The 20,681-nt window shown below is 53.0% G+C and carries 21 protein-coding genes and 2 pseudogenes; 17 read left to right on the plus strand and 6 right to left on the minus strand.

Annotated features, from left to right (window positions below; translation table 11 throughout):
• From pqqD to pqqF, 3 genes are read left to right on the plus strand one after another with little or no spacing between them, the layout of a single operon-like run.
• Window positions 1-282: a pyrroloquinoline quinone biosynthesis peptide chaperone PqqD gene (gene pqqD / locus QMZ65_RS00240; RefSeq protein WP_064511334.1), complete on the plus strand. Its 282-nt coding sequence runs from the start codon at window positions 1-3 to the stop codon at window positions 280-282.
• On the plus strand, window positions 269-1,408 hold the full coding sequence (gene pqqE / locus QMZ65_RS00245; protein WP_097117202.1) for a pyrroloquinoline quinone biosynthesis protein PqqE: 1,140 nt from the start codon (window positions 269-271) through the stop codon (window positions 1,406-1,408). The genes pqqD and pqqE overlap by 14 nt, the downstream gene beginning before the upstream one ends.
• The gene (gene pqqF / locus QMZ65_RS00250) at window positions 1,408-3,726 is read left to right on the plus strand and encodes a pyrroloquinoline quinone biosynthesis protein PqqF (protein WP_097117201.1); all 2,319 of its coding nucleotides are present in this window, start codon (window positions 1,408-1,410) and stop codon (window positions 3,724-3,726) included. Before pqqE ends, pqqF begins: the two co-directional genes overlap by 1 nt.
• On the opposite strand, the pseudogene QMZ65_RS00255 reads toward pqqF, so the two are convergent.
• Together QMZ65_RS00255 and QMZ65_RS00260 are read right to left on the minus strand one after the other, a co-directional pair.
• Window positions 3,717-3,812: pseudogene (locus QMZ65_RS00255) on the minus strand (helix-turn-helix domain-containing protein); the annotation flags it as partial. The gene pqqF and the pseudogene QMZ65_RS00255 overlap by 10 nt on opposite strands.
• Before the next feature lie 199 nt (window positions 3,813-4,011).
• Window positions 4,012-4,701, minus strand: a complete 690-nt coding sequence (locus QMZ65_RS00260) for a hypothetical protein (RefSeq protein ID WP_283215162.1) — start codon at window positions 4,699-4,701, stop codon at window positions 4,012-4,014.
• Between the two features lie 373 nt (window positions 4,702-5,074).
• On the opposite strand from QMZ65_RS00260, the gene QMZ65_RS00265 reads away from it, so the two are divergent.
• Window positions 5,075-5,629, plus strand: a complete 555-nt coding sequence (locus QMZ65_RS00265) for a YceI family protein (protein ID WP_283215415.1) — start codon at window positions 5,075-5,077, stop codon at window positions 5,627-5,629.
• Window positions 5,630-5,737: 108 nt separating this feature from the next.
• Here QMZ65_RS00265 and dld read toward each other — a convergent pair whose 3' ends face one another.
• Complete coding sequence (gene dld, locus QMZ65_RS00270) at window positions 5,738-7,432, minus strand: D-lactate dehydrogenase (RefSeq protein WP_097117197.1); 1,695 nt, start codon at window positions 7,430-7,432, stop codon at window positions 5,738-5,740.
• Window positions 7,433-7,867: 435 nt separating this feature from the next.
• Here dld and QMZ65_RS00275 point away from each other — a divergent pair, with 435 nt between their 5' ends.
• The 7 genes from QMZ65_RS00275 to QMZ65_RS00305 all read left to right on the plus strand — a co-directional run bounded on the left by QMZ65_RS00275 (window position 7,868) and on the right by QMZ65_RS00305 (window position 12,724).
• Window positions 7,868-8,848, plus strand: a complete 981-nt coding sequence (locus tag QMZ65_RS00275; protein ID WP_034827295.1) for a 6-phosphofructokinase — start codon at window positions 7,868-7,870, stop codon at window positions 8,846-8,848.
• Between the two features lie 10 nt (window positions 8,849-8,858).
• Entirely contained in the window at window positions 8,859-9,173 is a 315-nt protein-coding gene (locus tag QMZ65_RS00280) for a PTS sugar transporter subunit IIB (protein ID WP_034827292.1), read from the plus strand.
• Window positions 9,166-10,533: a PTS sugar transporter subunit IIC gene (locus QMZ65_RS00285; protein WP_034827290.1), complete on the plus strand. Its 1,368-nt coding sequence runs from the start codon at window positions 9,166-9,168 to the stop codon at window positions 10,531-10,533. Before QMZ65_RS00280 ends, QMZ65_RS00285 begins: the two co-directional genes overlap by 8 nt.
• Entirely contained in the window at window positions 10,520-11,362 is an 843-nt protein-coding gene (locus tag QMZ65_RS00290; RefSeq protein WP_045814340.1) for a class II fructose-bisphosphate aldolase, read from the plus strand. The genes QMZ65_RS00285 and QMZ65_RS00290 overlap by 14 nt, the downstream gene beginning before the upstream one ends.
• Before the next feature lie 64 nt (window positions 11,363-11,426).
• On the plus strand, window positions 11,427-11,696 hold the full coding sequence (locus QMZ65_RS00295) for a hypothetical protein (RefSeq protein WP_097117196.1): 270 nt from the start codon (window positions 11,427-11,429) through the stop codon (window positions 11,694-11,696).
• Between the two features lie 9 nt (window positions 11,697-11,705).
• Window positions 11,706-12,143: a PTS sugar transporter subunit IIA gene (locus QMZ65_RS00300; protein WP_097117195.1), complete on the plus strand. Its 438-nt coding sequence runs from the start codon at window positions 11,706-11,708 to the stop codon at window positions 12,141-12,143.
• Window positions 12,140-12,724, plus strand: a complete 585-nt coding sequence (locus QMZ65_RS00305; RefSeq protein ID WP_097117194.1) for a P-loop nucleotide/nucleoside kinase family protein — start codon at window positions 12,140-12,142, stop codon at window positions 12,722-12,724. Before QMZ65_RS00300 ends, QMZ65_RS00305 begins: the two co-directional genes overlap by 4 nt.
• Here the strand turns inward: QMZ65_RS00305 and QMZ65_RS00310 are convergent.
• Window positions 12,697-13,554 carry an NAD(P)-dependent oxidoreductase gene (locus tag QMZ65_RS00310; RefSeq protein ID WP_097117193.1) on the minus strand — a complete coding sequence of 286 codons (858 nt, stop codon included), beginning with the start codon at window positions 13,552-13,554 and terminating at the stop codon, window positions 12,697-12,699. The genes QMZ65_RS00305 and QMZ65_RS00310 overlap by 28 nt on opposite strands.
• A gap of 294 nt (window positions 13,555-13,848) precedes the next feature.
• Between QMZ65_RS00310 and QMZ65_RS00315 the strand changes: the two are divergent.
• From QMZ65_RS00315 to QMZ65_RS00335, 5 genes and pseudogenes are all read left to right on the plus strand, one after another.
• Window positions 13,849-14,643 (plus strand): annotated as a pseudogene (locus tag QMZ65_RS00315) (SDR family NAD(P)-dependent oxidoreductase).
• 197 nt (window positions 14,644-14,840) lie between these two features.
• Window positions 14,841-15,191: a hypothetical protein gene (locus QMZ65_RS00320; RefSeq protein WP_097117192.1), complete on the plus strand. Its 351-nt coding sequence runs from the start codon at window positions 14,841-14,843 to the stop codon at window positions 15,189-15,191.
• A gap of 49 nt (window positions 15,192-15,240) precedes the next feature.
• Complete coding sequence (locus tag QMZ65_RS00325) at window positions 15,241-17,241, plus strand: protein-disulfide reductase DsbD family protein (protein ID WP_097117191.1); 2,001 nt, start codon at window positions 15,241-15,243, stop codon at window positions 17,239-17,241.
• Window positions 17,241-17,963 (plus strand): DsbA family protein, encoded by a 723-nt coding sequence (locus tag QMZ65_RS00330; protein WP_045814387.1) that lies wholly within the window; start codon window positions 17,241-17,243, stop codon window positions 17,961-17,963. Before QMZ65_RS00325 ends, QMZ65_RS00330 begins: the two co-directional genes overlap by 1 nt.
• A complete protein-coding gene (locus QMZ65_RS00335; RefSeq protein WP_097117190.1) occupies window positions 17,960-18,463 on the plus strand; it encodes a protein disulfide oxidoreductase in 504 nt (167 codons plus the stop codon). The genes QMZ65_RS00330 and QMZ65_RS00335 overlap by 4 nt, the downstream gene beginning before the upstream one ends.
• Window positions 18,464-18,728: 265 nt before the next feature.
• Here QMZ65_RS00335 and QMZ65_RS00340 read toward each other — a convergent pair whose 3' ends face one another.
• Window positions 18,729-19,058, minus strand: coding sequence for a cupin domain-containing protein (locus tag QMZ65_RS00340; protein WP_034827258.1), 330 nt, complete (start codon window positions 19,056-19,058; stop codon window positions 18,729-18,731).
• A 128-nt stretch (window positions 19,059-19,186) separates the two neighbouring features.
• On the opposite strand from QMZ65_RS00340, the gene QMZ65_RS00345 reads away from it, so the two are divergent.
• Window positions 19,187-19,822, plus strand: a complete 636-nt coding sequence (locus QMZ65_RS00345) for an RpiB/LacA/LacB family sugar-phosphate isomerase (protein ID WP_034827257.1) — start codon at window positions 19,187-19,189, stop codon at window positions 19,820-19,822.
• 106 nt (window positions 19,823-19,928) lie between these two features.
• Here QMZ65_RS00345 and QMZ65_RS00350 read toward each other — a convergent pair whose 3' ends face one another.
• Window positions 19,929-20,666 (minus strand): ABC transporter ATP-binding protein, encoded by a 738-nt coding sequence (locus QMZ65_RS00350; RefSeq protein ID WP_160832985.1) that lies wholly within the window; start codon window positions 20,664-20,666, stop codon window positions 19,929-19,931.
• Window positions 20,667-20,681 lie beyond the last annotated feature (15 nt).

Here is a 20,681-nt window from a genome sequence, read left to right on the forward strand (position 1 = left end):
ATGATAAAAGATAATCTGATTCCCGCCTTCCGTCGTGGCTATCGCATGCAGTGGGAAGCGGCGCAGGATAGCCATGTGGTGCTGTATCCCGAAGGCATGGCGAAGCTGAATGAAACCGCGACGGCGATCCTTGAACTGGTCACCGGCAAACAGGATGTGGCCGCCATCATCGCCATTCTCAACAGCCGTTTCCCGGAAGCGGGTGGCGTGGATGATGACGTGAAGGAATTCCTGCAATCCGCCGTAGAACAGAAATGGATCCAGTGTCGTGAACCTGAATAAAACCGCCACGCCGCCGCTGTGGCTGCTGGCTGAGCTGACTTATCGCTGCCCGCTGCAGTGCCCATACTGCTCGAATCCGCTCGACTTCTCGCAACAGGAGAAAGAGCTGACGACTGAGCAGTGGATCGGGGTGTTCCGTCAGGCGCGCGCCATGGGCAGTGTGCAGATGGGCTTCTCGGGCGGCGAACCGCTGACGCGGAAAGATCTGCCCGAGTTGATCAAGGCAGCGCGCGATCTCGGTTTCTACACCAACCTGATTACTTCCGGTATCGGTCTGACGGCGAAAAAACTCGACGCTTTCGCGGATGCGGGTCTGGATCATATTCAGATTAGCTTCCAGGCGAGTGATGAAACCCTCAATGCCGCGCTGGCCGGTTCGAAAAAAGCTTTCCAGCAGAAGCTGGAGATGGCGAAAGCGGTTAAAGCGCACGGCTATCCGATGGTGCTGAACTTCGTGCTGCATCGACATAATATCGACCAGATCGATAAGATCATCGACCTGTGCATTGAGCTGGAAGCGGACGACGTGGAACTGGCAACCTGCCAGTTCTATGGTTGGGCGCATCTTAACCGCCAGGGCTTATTGCCGACGAGGGAACAGATTGCCCATGCCGAATCGGTAGTGGCGGAGTACCGTGAGCGAATGAGCGAAACCGGTAACCTCACGAATCTGCTGTTCGTCACGCCGGATTATTACGAAGAGCGGCCAAAGCCTTGTATGGGCGGTTGGGGTTCGATTTTCCTCAGTGTGACACCGGAAGGTACGGCGTTACCTTGCCACAGCGCACGCCAGTTACCGGTTGAGTTCCCATCAGTGCTTGAGCACAGTCTGGAAGACATCTGGTACAATTCGTTTGGTTTTAACCGTTATCGCGGCTATGACTGGATGCCGGAGCCGTGCCGCTCCTGTGATGAGAAAGAGAAAGACTTCGGTGGTTGCCGTTGCCAGGCCTACATGCTGACCGGCAATGCGGATAATACCGATCCGGTGTGCAGTAAGTCACCCCATCACGGTAAGATCCTGGAAGCGCGCCGCGAAGCCACCTGCAGCGATATCAAAATCGCCCAGCTTCAGTTCCGCAATCGCTCCAACTCTGAACTGATCTTCAAGCAGCGAGTCACCTGATGACCTCTCGCCAGCTGGTGTTAGCCAATGGCCTGCGTTGCCACCTGCATCATCAGGCCGATGCGCGCGACGCTGCAGCCCTGATTCGCGTGCAGGCGGGCAGTCTGAATGAACCCGACCGCTGGCCGGGTCTGGCGCATTTGCTGGAGCACCTTTTGTTTTGCGGCAGCGAGCGTTTTAAAGATAGCGAGCGCCTGATGCCGTGGGTGCAACAGCTCGGCGGGCAGGTCAACGCCACCACGCAACTTAGCCACAGCGCCTTTTTTTTCCAGCTTCCCGCAACGAACCTGTCTGAGGGTGTGCAGCGGTTGAGCGATATGATCGCCGCACCACTGTTAAGCCAGCAGGCTATTCGGCAGGAAGTGGCGGTGATTGATGCGGAATGTCAACTTCTGCAACAGCATGCCGACACGCTTTGCGAAACGGCGCTGGTGGATAGGTTGGGCGGGGCATTTCAACGTTTTCGCGTCGGCAATCAGCAGGTTTTTGGTGACAATGTCACTTCATTGCAGGTTGCGTTGCGCGTCTTCCATCAGCGCTTTTATCACGCGAATGCCATGGAGTTGTGGTTGCAGGGACCGCAATCGTTAGATGAGCTGGCGGAACTGGCGCTGCATTTTTCTTCGATCAGCTCGGCAAAAATCTTACCTTCAAATCTCACACTCACACAGCCTCCCGGCGACGTGATGTTGCTGCTGGCAGGTGATGAAAGCTTCTGGCTGACGTTGATGTTATCCGGCGATGAACGGACTTTACGTGACAATGTCACCTTGCTCAGCGTGTTCTGGCAAGATGAGGCACCGGGCAGCCTGCTGAGCGCGCTCAGAGAGGCTGAATTATGCGATACGCTGCAGGGACAATGGCTGTGGCAGGATGCGCAACACGGTTGGCTAGCACTGCGCTTTAGCGGGCCTAAAATCAGTGCGGAGCAGGCTCATCACATTGAACACTGCTTCTGGCAGCATTTAGACGCCATCAAACTCTGCTCTTCGGAGCAACAGCAGCATTATGCGCAGCTGGCACGGCATGATTTTGCCTGCTTGTCGCCACTGGAGCAGTTGCGTGGCCGGGCGCTGGGCTTTGCGCCTGCCGATTATGTGCCGCAGGGTTTCAGTGCTTTTATCGCCGCATTGGCGCAGGCGCCTTGCTCACGCTTGCTTACTCAGCAGCAACTGGACTCGCCAGAAAGCGTCCAGACGCAAGGTTTCACGCTGCTGCGCAAAAAAGGGCTGCCGCAAAGTCCGAGCACATTCTCAACGCCGGCATTCTTTTTCTATCCCACTGCGCAACCGGCCGTATTGCCACTGTTATCACCGATAGCAATGCCGCTGCCGCGTTTTGCGCCCCGGCAACAGGTTGAAACCTTGCTGTTGCGACCCGCTTTTTATCACACGATGAGTGATGCCGAAGCGCAGGCCCGGCAAACCCGGCTGCGTCCAGTGCTGGCGGCGTTGCGGCATGCTGGAGGAAGTGGCAGTTGGCAGCAGAAGCAGGGGGTCTGGCAGTTGGTGCTGAATCAGCCTGTCTGTGAGTCACACGCTTTGCTGGCTGTGCATCATGCACTTGAGGCACTGAACCTGACGCCCCAGCCAAAACCGCTGCCGCATGCCCAAACGATTGTGATTCGGCAGCTTCTTGCCGCCTTGCCCGCTCAATTGATTGCCCCGGCCGGTGACACTCGATGGCTGGCAGCATGGTGCGGTAAGCACACGTCATTGCATCAGCGAGTATCGCATCTGCTCAGCGACTTCACGCCTGATTTAGTAAGCGGTGCACAGCCGCCGCGCTTGCAGCGGGGCATTAAGCCGGTCCCTTGTACCGGAGGCGATCAGGCGCTGTTGCTGTTTATTCCGCTGCCGCTAGCTGATGACAGGCAATTAGCCGCACTGCGCGCGCTGTCGTTGTTGCTGGAACCGCGCTTTTTCCAGCGATTACGGGTCGATCAGCAAATTGGCTATGTGGTGTCGGCACGCTACCAGCGCGTGGCGGATGTCGATGGGCTAATGCTGGCACTGCAGTCGCCACAGATTCCATGGCAAACGCTGCTTGGACACTGCAAACGCTTTTTACGCGAAATCGTGGCAGAGCTAGATATTATCACGCCGCAAACCTTAGCGGCCTGGCAAGCCACACTGCGCGAACAGTGCGATGCCAGCGATAACGCGGAAGTCGCACTGCAGGGGTTACGACAACAGCAGGGATTGCCGACCCTCACGCGCGATGCGGTTGCATCCCTGACACTGCCCCTTATCCAGCAGCTTCATACCCGCTTAATGCGCGAACGCCGCCGCTGGCGAATACTCGTTAATCAAAGTTGAAAAGCGATGTGCTTACCGTTAGGCAAAGTCACATCAATACTTATCTCTCCGCCCAATGCAGCCACGTAACGCCTTATAGTCCGAAGTTACTTCCAAAATTTCTTAGCGAGGAAAATCAATATTCCATACAGTATAAATGTACTTATTGCTAACGTAGCCCAGGTTTTCTCAGGCCATCTGTCATAGGTAAATGATGTAATGATCACCAGAAATATAATGGGTATCACAGTAAATACTTGCATCCAAAGGAAATCTTTTAGTAGGCTTTTTAAATTTCTCATAAGATTACATATTTCCTGACATGGTGAGCAAATGTTTTAAATTTTTAATTACTGTATTTTCGTCGAAAAATGAATCCTTGATGACATGGCCAAGAACCGGTTCCACTATAAAGTACATCATTTCTAATTTTTTAGTGTAAAGAACATGATGAAATAATGGATTTAACATTTTCAATCTTCCAGCTGATTCTGCAGCATCCTGAACAACACCATAAAGCCCTGTCGCCATTACAGGTATAGCCGTCCATTTTCCGACATGAAATCCAGAAATATTTAATCCACGAGTTACAGCTAATGCAATGGATAGGGAAATTCCATTGCTTAAGCCAAAGTTGGATGCTATTCGACTACAATACCCGCTTAACTCTTTAATTATTTTATCTCTACCATGAGAGTTAAGGTTTTTTATTTCATGCTCCACATATATTTGTATTATATCAACTGCAATGCTCTGCCTTTTGTAAATTTCCCGTAGGCCGAGTAAAAATCTAACATCTTCGTCCTTCAATTTAGAACACACGTCGAGATAGTTATCAGTTAAACATGACTTATACCAGCTGAGCCGGGTCACACCAGAGCCAATCTGGCTCATTTGTTTTGCAAGATTTTCACTCACACCTTTGACGGCGTTCTCTAAGCGCAGAGCTAGAGACCTGTCTGACTCGATTTGAGAAATGATGTAGTCGTTGTGCAAGTTGATTTCCTTATCAATAATTCCATTACAGATTGTAGGTATATAAACGAGAACATAGCAAAATACGGGGCAAGCCGCTATTTTTAATTGAACACTACTTGAATGAATCGCCAATCAAATAATGCGGTGTTGTGTGCGCAATCCCACAGTTTTTTCTGCTATGACAGATGTCATAGTTAACAGGCTATGAATACTATCAGTCAAAAAAACTTTCACCACACTAAACCATTACCTACTGATATTTTTGAATATATTTGAAGGTCACGGGCAAATCTCTTCACTATTCCTCAGCCCCCGATTTGGAGACACTCAACAAATTCTCCCGATCTAAAAGGAACTCTGAGTGAAAAACGTTACCCGTTTAGTCCTGCCAATGTTGGCAGCCGCTGCTTTGTATGCACCCGTTTCACAGGCTGCGGCGATGCATTATGACCTCGACCCCGCGCATACCTCGGTTATTGTGACCTGGACGCACTTCGGTTTTTCCCATCCAACAGCTGACATCCCCAACAGCAAAGGAACGCTGGTGTTTGATAAGGTTCATCCAGAGCAGTCGCGCGTCGACGTTACGCTGCCGGTTTCACAGATTGATACGCATGTGCCCGCGCTGACCAAAGAGTTCCTCGGTACGGAATATTTCAATACGGCTAAATATCCTTCAGCTGTGTTCCACAGCACCAAAGTGGTGGCCAAGGGTGACAATAAGTTTGATGTGGAGGGTAATCTGACGTTGAAAGGCATCACTAAGCCGGTGACGCTGCACGCGACGTTGAATCAACAGGGCATGCACCCGATGGTGAAGAAGCAGGCGATTGGTTTTGATGCTACAGGCGTAATCAAACGTTCGGACTTCAAACTGGATAAATATGTGCCAGCGGTAAGCGATGATGTGACGCTGACCCTGTCTACCGAAGCGTACGCGAAGTAATTCGCACTGCATATTAACGTCGCAAATTCACGCATCCTGTCCACCAAACAGCAGCAGGATGCGTGATAACTCAAGCCGCTACAGCTAAAGTCTTTTTACCCTGTAACCTTAACCCCAATACTTCTTCTTACTGGTTTTACCCACGCCAGGGTTGCAGCTATTAGTCGGATCCAACTGCTTCCAATGATCCACATGCTCGCACGATGCCTGATAGAGATGCCCCACATTATGCTCAGCCGGATACTTTGCACCACGCTCAGCCAGATAGACTTTCACCGCCTCCTTAAACGCCTTCGCATCGACCCCTTCCTTCAACACATAATCCTGATGATTCACATAACAGAAAAAGTGTCCGCAGCAGGAATCAACCTGCACCTGCGCTGCTAAGTGATCCGGCAAGGTTAAACGCCAGTCCTCATCATTGCGGCGTAGCGCCACGTCGAAGGCCACCAGCCTTTCATTCGGGTTATAACCCAGCGCATCACAATAAGAGATGGTGCACCCGCCCACGCCAAAGCGCACCAGGAAGGCATCTGCGCCTTCCCGGGCATCACAATGGAAAAAGCCGCCGCTGTGCCCGGCAAAGAACTGCTGCAATAACGTCTGCAATTCAGGTGTCTGCTGGGCATCGACTTTAATCATCAGATGATGTTGATATTCATCACGATAAGCCATGACGCGCGGGGCAATAAAGCTCGGCGTGAGCTGGTTAAAGCATTGCAGCGCCCGATCAACAAAATTACGCGGCAGGAAAGGCAGATGGCTGACACGCACGTCCCACTTCGCTTTATTGCCCATCATTTTAGGAATAGCCTGCGGGCCGAGTTTGCGGATCGCCAGATACATATGCTTGGCGTACCGCACGGTTAAGTCGAAGGCGTTGCGATGAATGTATTCTGCCTGCAGCGGCAGTTCGCTCATCTCGGTGAGGAGAAAACGACGCAGTGCCACCAATTCGCGTTCATCGTTTGTGCCAATGTAGAAGGTATCGCTACCCGCGCTGGCCTCAAAGGTGGGCAAGCGCACCGCAAACACCACCACTTTACCCGCGCTGCCAGAACTGTCGTGCAAATAGCGCAGATCACCATTAAAACGCGCAGGGGAGTCAGCGTTGACATCACGCAAGCGATCGGCGTAATCATCGGCCCAGATTTTGCCGTCCCAGTCTGCCTGGTCGCCGGTCTGATACTGTTGCTCAGTCAGACTCTTCAGCATTGCTTCCGGCGTTTCACCCAAATCGATACCCAGATGATTGACCATTTCTAAGCGCCCATCATCATGAATACGGGCAAACAGTGATTTTTCAGTAAAGGCGGGGCCCCGGCGAATCAGCGAACCACCCGAGTTGTTGCAGATACCGCCCACGACAGAAGCGCCAATGCAGCTGGAACCAATCACCGAGTGCGGTTCGCGTCCCAGCGGTTGCAGCGTGTGCTCTAGTTCGGTCAGGGTGGTGCCGGGGAAGGCGATGACCTGACGCGCCTGATCGATCACCTGCACGCCCTTGAGCTGGCGGGTACTGATGATCACCACTTCGCGGTCATAATCATTGCCATCCGGCGTTGAGCCACCGGTCACACCGGTATTCGAGGCTTGCATCAGGATAATAGCGTCCTGTGCCACGCAGACCTGTAGACTTTGCCAAAGTTGTAGCAAGTTTTGCGGCAATATCACTGCCAGTGCCTCACCGCGACCGACACGAAATCCTTTGGTGTACCAGGCTTTATCATCAGCATGGGTCAATACCTGTTTGTCGCCCACTATGCCAGCGAGCTGACGCAACATCTCCTGCGAGTTGGTCATGTTTTCTCTTCTTCGTCATTTATTTGCTGCGATATTGGACAGCCAGATAAACGTGACGTCAATCATTCATCGGCACTGATCAACAAATAACGTACTGAATCATTATCCCTTTATCTTTCGTGGGGAAAAGTCGGCGTACCGATAAAAATGCGCGGGCAATCACAATTCAGATCGAAAGAAACTCAGGCGCAAACGTGATGGCAGGCTAAATGCGTTTCACACCATGAAATAAATATAACCGGATGATTTTATTGGTTTTGTTAAATAATGGGTAAGAATTGCAATGTGATAAATATCACAAAAAACAATGACTATTAATCCTTGTCAACGTCATAGGGAATGAAATACATGGCAAAAATGTGATCTCTGTTGCAAATGGAAAAGTCGTTCACCGGAAGAATGAATGTCAGACGCGCAGCATACGGAGTGATGACAATGAGAATTGGCATAGTGATAAGCGGTGGCGATGTTACCGGAATAAATAACTTTGTGTTTCAGATATCACGTATGACGCAGGCGGATATGGTGTTATTTAATGGAGGCATTCCCGGTTTATTAGAAAATCGCCATCAGGAAATGTCACAGCGCGATCTGGTGGACTATGCCATCACTTCCATTCCCGTGATGCAATCAGGACGAACCACGCGAAAATTAATTCGCCCTGAGTATGAGATGATCGCCAAACAACTCAAATCGCTGCGCATTGATGTATTAATTATGGCCGGGGGGGATGGCTCATTACAGTTTTTACATACATTAAGTGAATTCGGCGTGAATTGCTTTGGTGTAGGCATGACCATTGATAATGATGTTTTTGGCAGTGACTACACCATTGGTTTCTCTACCGCTTGTGAGCAAGTCTTGAAAGAAGTCTCGAAGTTAAGAAATACCGGCCGTGCATTAACCGGTCGCGTATTCATGGTGGAGTTGCTCGGCGGTTATTGTGGTGAATTGACGCTGCAGTCAGCGATTAAATCCAATGCTGATTTTGCGCTGATTCCGGAGTGCCAAATCCCAACACAAGAGTTGGCAGAGCGCATCACGCAACGGCTTGCTGCACAAAACAGTGTGGTAATCCTCTGTTCTGAAGGCTACACCCGCGAATACTCGCCGGGCTTTCAGGGCGCGATTGATACCTTAATTAAACAGATTGAGCCGCTAATAGGGGTACGAATTCGTAAAACTATTATCGGTTACGGCTTGCGTAGTGGTGACCCGACCTGTGAAGAGATTTATCAAGGCACCATTATGGCCAGTGAAGTTGCGCGCTGTATTCAGTCGGGGATGCGCAACAAAGCGGTGATTATTAATGGCAGTAATCGACCGATACCGATTGATCTTATAAGCATGAAAAAACGCCTGGTTGATACCGAAGGGCATCATTACAAACTTGCTAAACAACTGCATATTCTGTGAGGAAAACGCCATGCTGAAAATATTATGTGTCTGTGGATGTGGTCTGGGCTCCAGTTTCGCTATCGAAATGAGTGCCAAATCCGTATTAAAGAAACTCGAAATTGAAGCGGATATTGATCACACCACGATTTCAGAAGCCAATGCTTTTAAATCCGACATGATTCTAACCCAAAAAGCCTTTGCGGATGTCCTGAATGCCGATGCCAGCCCCGAGCAAATCAAACGGGTGATTATTCTCAATAAGCTGACCGACAAGGCAGAAATTGAAGAAAAAATCGTGGCGTTTATGAAAGAACGTAATCTGAAGGTTGCTAACCATGAATAGTGTGATCAACTTCCTGGTAAAAGACTTATTAGGGCAGGCATCGATTCTGATCGCCTTTATTGCCCTGATTGGTCTGCTACTGCAGAAAAAATCCGCAGGTAAGGTGGTGGAAGGCACCTTTAAAACGCTGCTGGGCTTCTTAATTATGATGGCGGGTATCAACATTATTGTCGGTACGCTGACCTTCCTGAATACCATCTTCACCCACGGTTTTGGCATGAAGGGCTATATCACCGATGTGGCCGCCATTGCCGGATTAGCCAGCCGCGAGTTGGGATCAGAAGTGGCGCTGACATTGTTGGTGATCTTTATCGTCAACATCATCATCGCGCGTCTGACGCCGTTCAAATACATCTTCCTCACCGGGCAGGCGCTGCTGTGGATGGCAACCATCGGCGCGGTGATTGGCTACAAAGCCGGGCTGACAGGTTTACCGCTGATCCTGACGGGCGGCATCTTCGGCGGCATTATGGCGGTCGTGATGCCAGCGCTGGCTCAGCCGGTGGTGCGCCGAATCACGGATTCCGATGATGTGGCACTCGGACACTTCTGCACCATTGGCTACTTGTTGACAGCCGCAGTGGCGAAGGTGGTCGGTAAAGGCTCGCGCTCAACGGAAGATCTCAAGCTGCCAGACAACTTCAAGTTCCTGCAGGACACCTATCTGTCGATGGCAGTGGTGATGGTACCGATGTACCTGATCCCGGCAGTGGCAGCAGGCCCAGAATTTATCGGCCAGTACAGCAACGGCATGAACTACCTGATGTATGCCTTCATGCAGTCGATTCAGTTTGTTGCGGGTGTCTTCGTGTTGTACAGCGGTGTGCGTTTACTGCTGAACGAACTGGTGCCAGCCTTCCGTGGTATCGCTATGCGCCTGGTGCCGGATGCCAAACCGGCACTCGATTGCCCGGTAATGTTCCCTTACGCACCGAATGCTGTGATTGTCGGCTTCCTGGCAACAACGCTGGGTTCCGTGGTCGGTATGCTGGTATTCCCCATGTTCGGTCTGGCGATGATTCTGCCTGGGCTGCTCACTAACTTCTTTGCCGGTGGCACCGCTGGCGTGTTTGGTAACGCGCTGGGTGGACGCCGCGGAGCGATGATTGGCGGCTTTGTACACGGTCTGTTTATCACCTTTTTGCCGGCCATTCTGGTACCGATGCTCGAAAGCTACGGCTTCACCGGTGTGACCTTCAGTGACTCTGACGTCATCAGTACCGGACTGGTATTGGGTCATGCGTTCCAGGGCAACTGGTTGTTCGTCGCACTCTTTATTGTCTTTATCACTCTGATCGCCTGGTTTGTTAACGGAAAATCCCCTAAATCCCACGAGGAAAAGCTTCATGAAACTTTATAACTTTACCGATCTGTTACAGGTGGCTAAACAACGTGAATTTAAAGCGCTAGGTTCCTTTAATTTGCACTGCCTGGAAATGTTACCGGCCTTTTTTAAAGCAGCAGAGAAAACCAACAGTCCATTAATGATTCAGATCTCAACCGGCACGGCGAAATATCTCGGACACAAATTATTAGTGGATGCGATTCGCTCATTATCTGAAAGCCGTAATGTACCGACGTGCCTGCATTTGGATCACTGTTCAGATCTCGATGCGATTCAAACGGCACTGGACGCCGGATTCAGCTCCATTATGTACGACGGCTCGCATTTATCAATTGAAGAGAATATTGCCAATACGCGTCGCGTGATTGATATGGCGCGCCCATTGCAGGTATCGGTTGAAGCCGAACTGGGTGCTATCGGGGGTTCAGAAGACGGTAAAGAAGTCGAAATGAACGATGCGTCCTTTACCACCGTAGATGATGCTAAGCGTTTCGTGGATGAAACAGGCGTTGATATGCTGGCCATCTCCATCGGTACTGTACATGGACTGTATACCGGTAAAGCGCATATTCAGCATCAGCGTCTGGCCGATATTACTGAAGCGACTAAAACCCCGTTGGTGTTGCACGGCGGTACGGGCGTGAGTGATGAAGACATGCGCCTGGCCGTGCGCAGCGGTATCGAAAAAGTGAACGTCGGCACGGAAATGAATGTGCAGTGGGTGGCAAACTGCAAGCAGACGTTTGAAAAAGGTAAAGTGAATGACAGCGTACGCAACTTCCTGGTGCCCGCAAATGATGCCGTTACCAATGTGCTGGTAGAAAAGATTTCACTGTTCCGTTAAGTACGACTCACTCATGACGTAATAAACCTGAGGTGCCCTGGCGCCATTCGGGGCAGGAGACGCTATGTTTGGATTCTTGAAAAAGGGCTCAGAAAATAAAAGCCAGGATTCACAAGAAATAGATCTTCAGGCAGAAACCATCAGTGGAAAAATTAGCGAGCTGGAACAACAGCTCGCTGTTAATCCGCAAGCGGTCGATGCGCAAAAACAATTAATGCTGGAATATAATCGTGCATTAAATATCTTTGCGAAAAGCCGTCGTTTTCGTCAGGAAATTGATCCGCTGTTCGTTAAAATTGATGAACTGCGTAATACCATTCGCAAATCAATTTAAGGAGGCAGTATGAGTATTAAGCGACTGCTGCAAGAAGCGAATGCGATTCAGGTGGGGATCAGCGCCACGGACTGGCGCGAAGTGATCGCGCTGGCCGCACAACCGTTGGTGAGCGGTGGATATGTGAAGAATTCCTATCCGGAGGCGGTGATAGCCAATACCCTGACGCACGGCGCTTATTATGTGTTTGAGGAAGGGATAGCCATTCCGCATGCGCGTCCGGAAACGGGCGTGCTGAAAGATTGCTTCAGCATGATTGTGCTGGATGAGCCGATCTCTTTTGAAGGGAGTGACAAAGCCGATATCGTGATCATGTTCGGCGCGCGCGACAGCAATGCGCACATCGAAGAGGGCATTCGCGCCATCGTCTCATTATTGGAAGATGAAGAGACGCTGATGCGGTTACGCCAGGCCAGCAGTGTGGCGGAGGTGATAGAAATCCTATGACTTCTCACACTGCAGAAAAGGTGGTGGTGCTGGTCAACGGCATCCCCGCGTCGGGGAAAAGCACCCTGACACGCGCCATGGCGGAGCAGTTTGGTTTTCCAGTGCTGACGCTGGACAGCCTGAAAGAACCGTTTATGGCCAGTTTCGCGCCGGTGGACCGACTGCGTAACCGGCAGTTGGGGTGCGCGGCCTATCAGGCGATCTGGAAGGTGGTCGGACAGGCTCCCAACTGCTGCGTTTACCTGATTGACGCCTGGTTTGGTTTCCAGCCCAAAGAAGTGCTGCAGCAAGGATTGCAGCAGGCGGGCATTACCCGGGTACTGGAGCTGTGGCTTTCCATCACACCGGACGAAGCGGTCGCGCGCTATCAGTCACGATTGACCGATCGCATGCCAGGCCATCCAGGTGCCGAGTACCTGCCGGAACTGCGAAAGCTGGCGGAAACGGCGCAGCCGATGGCGCTGGGACCGGTGCTGCAACTTGATGCGGCCGACCCGGATGAAGCGGCCGCGTGTGCCTGGTTGCAGCGTCAGCTGCGGCTGCCGGTGAGTGCTCAGCCCGCTTTGTCTGCATCAGGTTGAAAGAAGTCCGCCAGTAAGGCGCTGAACTGTTGATCGTGTTGGCGATCGTCAGCCAGCTGGCGGCAGATTTCCCCTAATGCGCGATAAAGCTGGTCGGTGGCCAGTTCGCCCTGATTGAGCGTGGCAATCTCATCCATCTCCGCCGCCCAGCGCCAGGCTTTTGGCAGCATGTCCGGGGCGGCTTTTTCCATTCGTTTCAGCAGGGCCTGCTGGCTCTCCTGCATCTCTTCACGTAACGCTTCGGCGGCACCCACGCGGCTGGCATTAATCAGCATCGCCGAGGTCAGCAGGGTAATGCCTTTGTTGATACCGGCGTACGCCATCTTCAATGCTGAGGCGGCGCCGTTTTCAGCGTTCATCACCCGTATCCGCAATCCATAATCACTTAACTGCGCCAGTTTTCCGGCATGGGGTCCTGCAAACCATAAGCGTGGTCCGGTGGGATTTTGCTCGCCCGGCGGCAAGCCAATAATCGCTGCATCGGCAAAGGGTGTGCCGGTGCTTTCGATCACCTGAGCCACCTGCTTTAGCGTCTCCGGACTGATGGCGTTGCAATCTACATACAGCGGCTTATGTGCGGCAGCTTGCAGAAGCGGGGCCATCTGCTGCGCCCAGCTGAGTGCCGATTCGGGCGGCAGGATTGAAAGGATAATATCGGCCTCGCAAATCGCCTCTGCGCTGCAGTTGGCAATATTGGCTTGTTGTGCACGCTGTTGAGATTGGGCGGAGCGTTGGCTTAGCGGGGTAATCACCTGCGCCCCGTGCTGGGCAAGCACAGCCCCGATGGCCGCGCCCATAGCGCCCGGTGCGGCGATAGCAATAGTCGTCATCACGATAACTCCTTCAGGCATCAAGTTCTCAGTATGGAACGTGTTAAAAGGATCGTGTGCAGGGAAGTGCAAGCAAATACAACCGTTAACTCGATGTGGTTTTGCCCCGGCACTTTTATTACTGCTGACGGTGGCGCTGTGGACGATTTGGCGGGGAAGAAAACGGGCCGCAAGCGCTTATGGTCATCCCGGATCGTGATAATAACCGCATGATTTGATAAGGCCTATTTCATACGCTCAACCAGGCTTGATGGATGTTCTGCATGATATTGCGCATCCATCAAGGAGACCTGTATGAAAATTGATTTGCACGGTAAAACCGCATTAGTCACTGCCTCAACGGGCGGCATTGGCTTCGCCATCGCTCAGGGATTGGCTGAGAGTGGGGCCGAAGTGGTGCTTAACGGTCGCAGTGAAGCCTCGGTAAGCCGCGCGCGTGAGAAGCTGAATGGATTGGTGGCGGGGGCCAAAATTCATACTTTTATTGCCGATCTGGGTAGCGCGCAGGGCGTGAAGCAGTTGCTTAATGGGTTACCGCCCATCGATATTCTGGTTAACAACGCCGGGATTTACGGTCCGAAGGACTTCTATGCCACCGATGACTAAACCTGGGAAGCCTACTGGCAAACCAATGTGATGTCAGGCGTGCGACTGTCGCGCGCTTTGTTGCCGGATATGGTGAAACGTGGCTGGGGCCGCGTGGTATTTATCTCTTCTGAGTCGGCACGCAATATCCCTGCCGATATGGTGCATTACGGTGTGACTAAAACCGCGCAGCTCTCACTGGCGCGCGGGCTGGCGAAAGTGGCCGCAGGGAGCGGCGTGACGGTGAATAGCGTGCTGCCGGGCCCCACGATCTCCGATGGCTTTGCCGCGATGATGGAAGATGAGGTAAAACGTACCGGAAAATCGTTAGAGGTGCTGGCAAAAGAGTTCGTGATGGCACAGCGTCCGAGTTCGGTGATCCAGCGCGCCGCCACAGTAGAGGAAGTGGCGAATATGGTGGTGTATGTGTGCTCGCAACAAGCTTCGGCCACCTCCGGCGCGGCGTTGCGCGTTGATGGCGGTGTGGTGGATGATATTGTTTAACCATTTGATGGTAAGCACAAAACCGTAGCGGCGTGATTTATCGCGCCTTCTGACAGCTATCAAACTGCCAGAAAGCATAAATCATTCGCTGCTACGCTATCGACATGCAAAACACCAAGACAAAAGTTTACACAGCAAAGCTTGGTGTTTCTGCTGCATGTGCATAAAATGCCCGCACTTTACTCTGGGGCGATGGCATGACCAAATCAGCACAACGCGCAAAATGGATTCTGGCACTGCTTTGTCTGGTGCTGGCGTTCTGTCTCGCCCAGCGTAGCTTTAATCTGCCGAGTGCCCCTCAGGCGCAGATCAGCGCCTCGTCGTTCAGCGATCATGAAACGTTCGGTGGCGAAAAACTCTGCTCCATCAGCGGAAAATCACTGCACGCGGCTGCCCCGATTATCGACAGCGTCATGCCGTTTTTATTGATGGTCGTGGCTCTGCTTACCACGCTATGTCCGTCCAATGCTGTTAGCGGCTATCGTCGCGAACCCCTCTTTCCGCCGATACAGCGGCGGCATCTGACCTTCTGTGTCTTCCGGGAATAACACCACGCTGTCCATCGCGTAAACCTTGTTATTCACCGGAGAAAAATGAATGAATCTCTTTATCAGGAGCCTATTGCTCCTGTTGGTCAGTTGCACGAGTATTGTGCACGCTGCCGACACAGGCTGGCTGCGTAATGCACAAAACAGCCATGCAGAAGTGCGCTTACGCAACGCAAACAATGGCGCCGATGCGCAAATATTGCTGGATATCCGCCTGGAAAAGGGTTGGAAAACCTACTGGCGGTCACCGGGCGAAGGCGGCGTGGCCCCTGAAATTCGCTGGCAAACGCCCGATATCAATGCCACGTGGTATTGGCCAGCACCTGCTCGTTTTGACGTGAGCGGACTTACCACCCAAGGCTATAAAGGCGATATCACGCTGCCGATCGAGTTGGCTAAGGTGTCAGATAAACACCTCGCCGGCACGCTCACGCTGTCGACCTGTAGCGATGTCTGCATTCTGACCGATTTCCCTTTCACGCTGGATTTCAACCAGCAAGCTGATAGTGATTTCGCCCGTGATTACGCCCAGGCGATGGGGCAGATCCCCGCTGAAAGCGGTTTGACCGATCAACTCGACGTCAGCAACGTCAATGGCGAACTCCAAATCCGCGCTCAGCGTCAGGGTGGTTGGACTAAACCTGAGCTGTTCTTCGACTATCCAAAAGGCAGCATGCTGGCTGCACCGCAGATCACGGTGAAGGGCGACATACTCCGCGCTCGGGTCGCGGTCACCGATGAGTGGGGCGAAGCAGCACCCGATTTGCGGGGCAAAACCTTGTCGCTGGTGGTCGTTGACGCGGGAATTGCCCAGCAGAGTTCTGTGGTCATCGGCGCGCAGCCACTTGTCACAGGCGGAAGCCCACAAACCCTATGGTCGGTGATATTGCTGGCACTGATGGGCGGCTTAATCCTCAATCTCATGCCTTGTGTGCTGCCGGTACTGGCGATCAAACTCAGCAGTCTCGTACAGCAACAGGGGCAATCACGCCGTCAGACTCGCCAGCAGTTCCTCGCCTCCAGCGCCGGAATCCTGTTCTCGTTTCTGCTGCTCGCGGCGTTGATGACTGGCCTGCGGCTTAGCGGCCAGGCACTTGGCTGGGGCATCCAGTTCCAGAGCAGTGGTTTCCTGCTATTGATGGTACTGGTGATGTTCCTGTTCACCGCCAGTCTGTTCGATTTGCTGCATTTCCGTTTACCTTCAGGCCTTAACACCCGACTGGCAACGCAGGGCGGTAGCGGGCTGCTGGGGCATTTTGGTCAGGGGGCATTTGCCACCTTACTGGCGACGCCGTGCAGCGCGCCTTTTCTCGGAACCGCAGTGGCCTATGCGCTTACCGCACCCTTGCCGCAGCTGTGGTTGCTGTTTGCGGCACTCGGTATCGGTATGAGCTTGCCATGGCTGTTGGTGGCGGCATTGCCAGGTTTGGCGCGCTGTCTGCCGCGTCCGGGGCGCTGGATGGTTCATCTGCGTACTCTGCTTGGTCTGTTAATGCTGCTCGCCACCTTCTGGCTGGTCACGCTGTTGATCCCGCATTGGGGTAGCACCGTTGCCACGGTACTGGGTGGCGTATTGCTGCTGGTGCTCTGTGGCTGGTTAATTCAGCGTCGGGCGCTGCAACAAGCCGGTGTGGTATTTATCACTCTGACGTTGGTGGGGGCGGTATTCCTGATGACGCGCATTGAGCCAGAGGAGGAAACGCTCTACTGGCAGCCGCTGACCGAAGCGGCAATCAATCAGGCGCTAGAGCAAGATAAACGCGTGTTTGTCGATGTCACCGCCGACTGGTGCATTACCTGCAAGGTGAATAAATCCCGCGTGCTGAATCAACCTGACGTGCGCGCCGCGCTGAAAGCCGACGATGTGGTGCTGCTGCGCGGTGACTGGACCCAGCCCGATCCGGCGATCGGTGAATTCCTGCGTAAACGCGACCGTGTCGCCATCCCTTTTAACCAAATTTATGGCCCGGCACTGCCGCATGGCCACATTTTGTCACCGTTGCTGAGTCGTGAAGCGGTGATTTCTACTCTCTCTGAGGCCAAAAAATGATGAAAAAATCCCTGTTACTGTCCCTGATGTTTCTGACTCTGCCTGCGCTGGCGGCGGCACCCTTTACACCTGAACAAGAGGCACGCATCAAACAGCTGATTCGAGAAACGCTGGTGCAGAATCCGGCGATTCTGGCTGAAGCAGCGGATGCCTTTGATAAAGAAGCGGCGAAACAGCAGCAGAGCGTTGTCGCGCAGATGGTGAAGAAAAACCACGATGCCTTGTTCAACGATGCGGGTTCACCACGCATCGGCGCTGAAAAACCCGCGCTGACGCTGGTGTACTTCACTGACTACAACTGCGTGTTCTGTAAGAAATTCGATGCGGATATTGAGAAGCTGCTGAAAACCTATCCACAGGTGGCGGTGGTATTAAAACCGCTGCCGTATCGTGCCGAAACCTCTTTGACATCCGCGCGTCTGGCATTGACGGTTTGGGAACAGCAACCTAAAAACTTCCTGAAACTCCACGAGCGGTTGATGGCGAAAAAGGGCAACCACGACGAAGCGAGCATTGCCGCGGCGCTGGATAAAACCGGCATTAAGCTGAAAGAACCCAGCAAAGCCAGCCTCGATACCATCAACGAGAACCTGACGCTGGCGCAGCAGTTAGGTGTTCAGGGCACACCCGCCACGCTGGTGGGCAATGAGCTGATCAGCGGCGCGGTGCCGTATGCGCAACTCGAAGCGGCAGTGAAGGGCGCGTTGCAGGCGAAGCCATGATGCGCATTAAGCGCTGGCTGCGTGAAGCGCTCTGGCTGGTGCTGATCGCCGCTGCTGTCATTTGGGGGATGGATTGGCTGCGCGCCCCGCAGCTGCCAGCCGATCTGGCACAACAGCCGCTAACGACGCTGCAAGGCGAAGTCAATCTGGCCACATTAAGCCAGGACAAGCCGGTGCTGGTGTATGTGTGGGCCACCTGGTGCGGGGTGTGCAAACTCACCACGCCAACGGTAGCCGCGCTCAGCCAGAGCGGTACGCAGGTGGTGAGCGTGGCATTGCGGTCGGGTGATGACTCGCGTGTTGCGACCTGGTTGGAGAAGAAAGGGCTGCAAGGCCCAGCGGTGAACGATGAAAACGGTGCAGTGAGTCAACGCTGGGATATCAGCGTGACACCGACCTTTATCGTATTGCAGCAGGGCAAAGTGGTGAGCACCACCACCGGCTGGAGCAGCAGTTGGGGATTGAAATTGCGGCTCTGGTGGGCGGAAAAATTTAGCTAGCGCGTAAGTGAATGTCAGATCGCGCTAAACAGCGTATTGACTGACAGATAAGATTACTGCTTAGCCAGGCTGTCACTTCTCGGAGTGGCAGCTTTTTTCGTGCTAAGGCAAACGAATGACATGAAGGCTCCGTGTTAGCGGCGCGAGGACCGCCAGCCCCAAAGCGGCCCCAGACTGCGTTAACGCTGATCGTTTAACAGACAAGCGGCAATCCAGCAGGAACGCATGCACTATCCAGAGATGCAACTGCATGTGTATCCGCTATCTACCGCGCTCCGAGGAAATCCTCGCGCTGCGGTGTAAAGGTATCCAGCAGGGTACCCGCTTCCAGACAAACGCAGCCGTGCACCACATTGGGCGCTTTATACAACGTATCTCCAGCGCCGACCTCCTGCGTAAGCCCATCAATCGTAAAAGCGAAACGGCCCGACAACACGTAGGTTAGTTGTTCATGTGGATGATGATGCAACGGTCCAACCGCATCCTTCTCAAAGGTCACTTCGACCGCCATCATCCGTCCCCCGTGGGCCATGACTCGCCTCTTCACGCCGTTACCGAGGTCTTCCTGAGTGGTTGCGCTTTTATAAATAAACATGGGTTCTCCTCACCAGTGACTTCATCAATGTGTGACGTAAATCACACCGAAAAGGGCATTTCAGGGCTGCATTTTAGCGCACCTTGATTAAAATGAAACAGTGTTTCAATTTAATTTGAGGATGGATCATGAAAATCGCTTTGATGATGGAAAATAGCCAGGCCGCTAAGAACGCAACCGTATGGAAGGAGCTGCAAACCGTCGCGCAACCGCTCGGCCATCAGGTATTCAACGTCGGCATGAGCGACGAGCAGGATCACCATCTGACTTATATTCACCTCGGCATCATGGCCAGCGTCCTGCTTAACAGCAAAGCGGTGGACTTTGTGGTCGCCGGTTGTGGCACCGGACAGGGCGCCTTGGTATCGCTCAACCTGCATCCTGGCGTGGTGTGTGGCTATTGTATCGATCCCGCTGATGCCTATCTGTTTGCTCAGATCAACAATGGCAACGCGCTTTCGCTGCCGTTCGCCAAAGGTTTTGGCTGGGGTGCTGAACTGAATCTGCGCTTTATCTTTGAGAAGGCCTTTACCGGCGAAAAAGGTCTGGGTTACCCGCCAGAGCGCAAAGAGCCGCAGGTGCGCAATGCGGGCATTCTCAATGAAGTCAAAGCCGCGCTGATGAAAGACAATTACCTCGATTCACTGCGCGCGCTGGACCCTGAGTTGGTAAAAACCGCAGTGAGCGGGGCGCGTTTGCAGGAGTGCCTGTTCGAACACGGACAGAATCAGGATATCGTGCGATACGTGCGTGAATTGCTTTAATGCGCTGCTGTTAAGCGGATCTTGCTACTCAAATCAGGTGCGCACCCTTGCGCACCTGATCAGAACTCACCTCAGCGCCATCCCCGTTAATGGCAACCCGTACCGTTTAAGCCCTACTCGACTCCACCAACATCTGTGTATACGCCACTTGCGCGCGATTCCCCACCAATGCATCGACATCCAGCGTCTCCAACATTTTCCCGTGCTGCATGACGGCAACCCGATGGCACAGATGCGCCACCACACCGAGATCGTGTGTCACCATTAAATAAGTAAGATTCTCCTGCTGCTGTAAATCACTCAACAGGTTCAGGATCTCTGCCTGTACGGAAACATCCAGCGCCGAGGTCGGCTCATCCAGTAACAGCACGCGCGGTTCGAGGATTAACGCACGTGCAATCGCCACACGCTGACGCTGACCGCCCGAAAGCTGATGCGGATAACGAGTTTGCCAGGCGCGGTTCAAGCCCACTTTTTCCAGCATGGTAATCACGCGCTGGGAACGTTGTCCGATACCGTGAATATGCAGCGGCTCTTCAAGAATGTCGCCAATAGTATGGCGCGGATGCAACGAGCCATAAGGATCCTGGAACACCATCTGCACCTGGCGGCAGAGGGCACGATCAATGCGATGCTCCAGTTTTCGTCCTGCAATGGCGAGATCTCCATCCCAATGGGTAAACAGCCCGGCAAGACATTTCAGCACCGTGGTTTTCCCCGATCCAGACTCGCCGACCAGACCAAAAATTTCTCCTTCACGCACCGACAAATTGACGTCATATAGCACCTGATTGCGCTGCTCGTCCTCGCCAAAGCTGAGATTAAGGTGACTCACACGGATCATCTCGTTCATGCTCAC

The sequence above is a fragment of the Pantoea sp. EABMAA-21 genome, assembly GCF_030053335.1.
GTDB classification, from domain to species: domain Bacteria; phylum Pseudomonadota; class Gammaproteobacteria; order Enterobacterales; family Enterobacteriaceae; genus Pantoea; species Pantoea communis.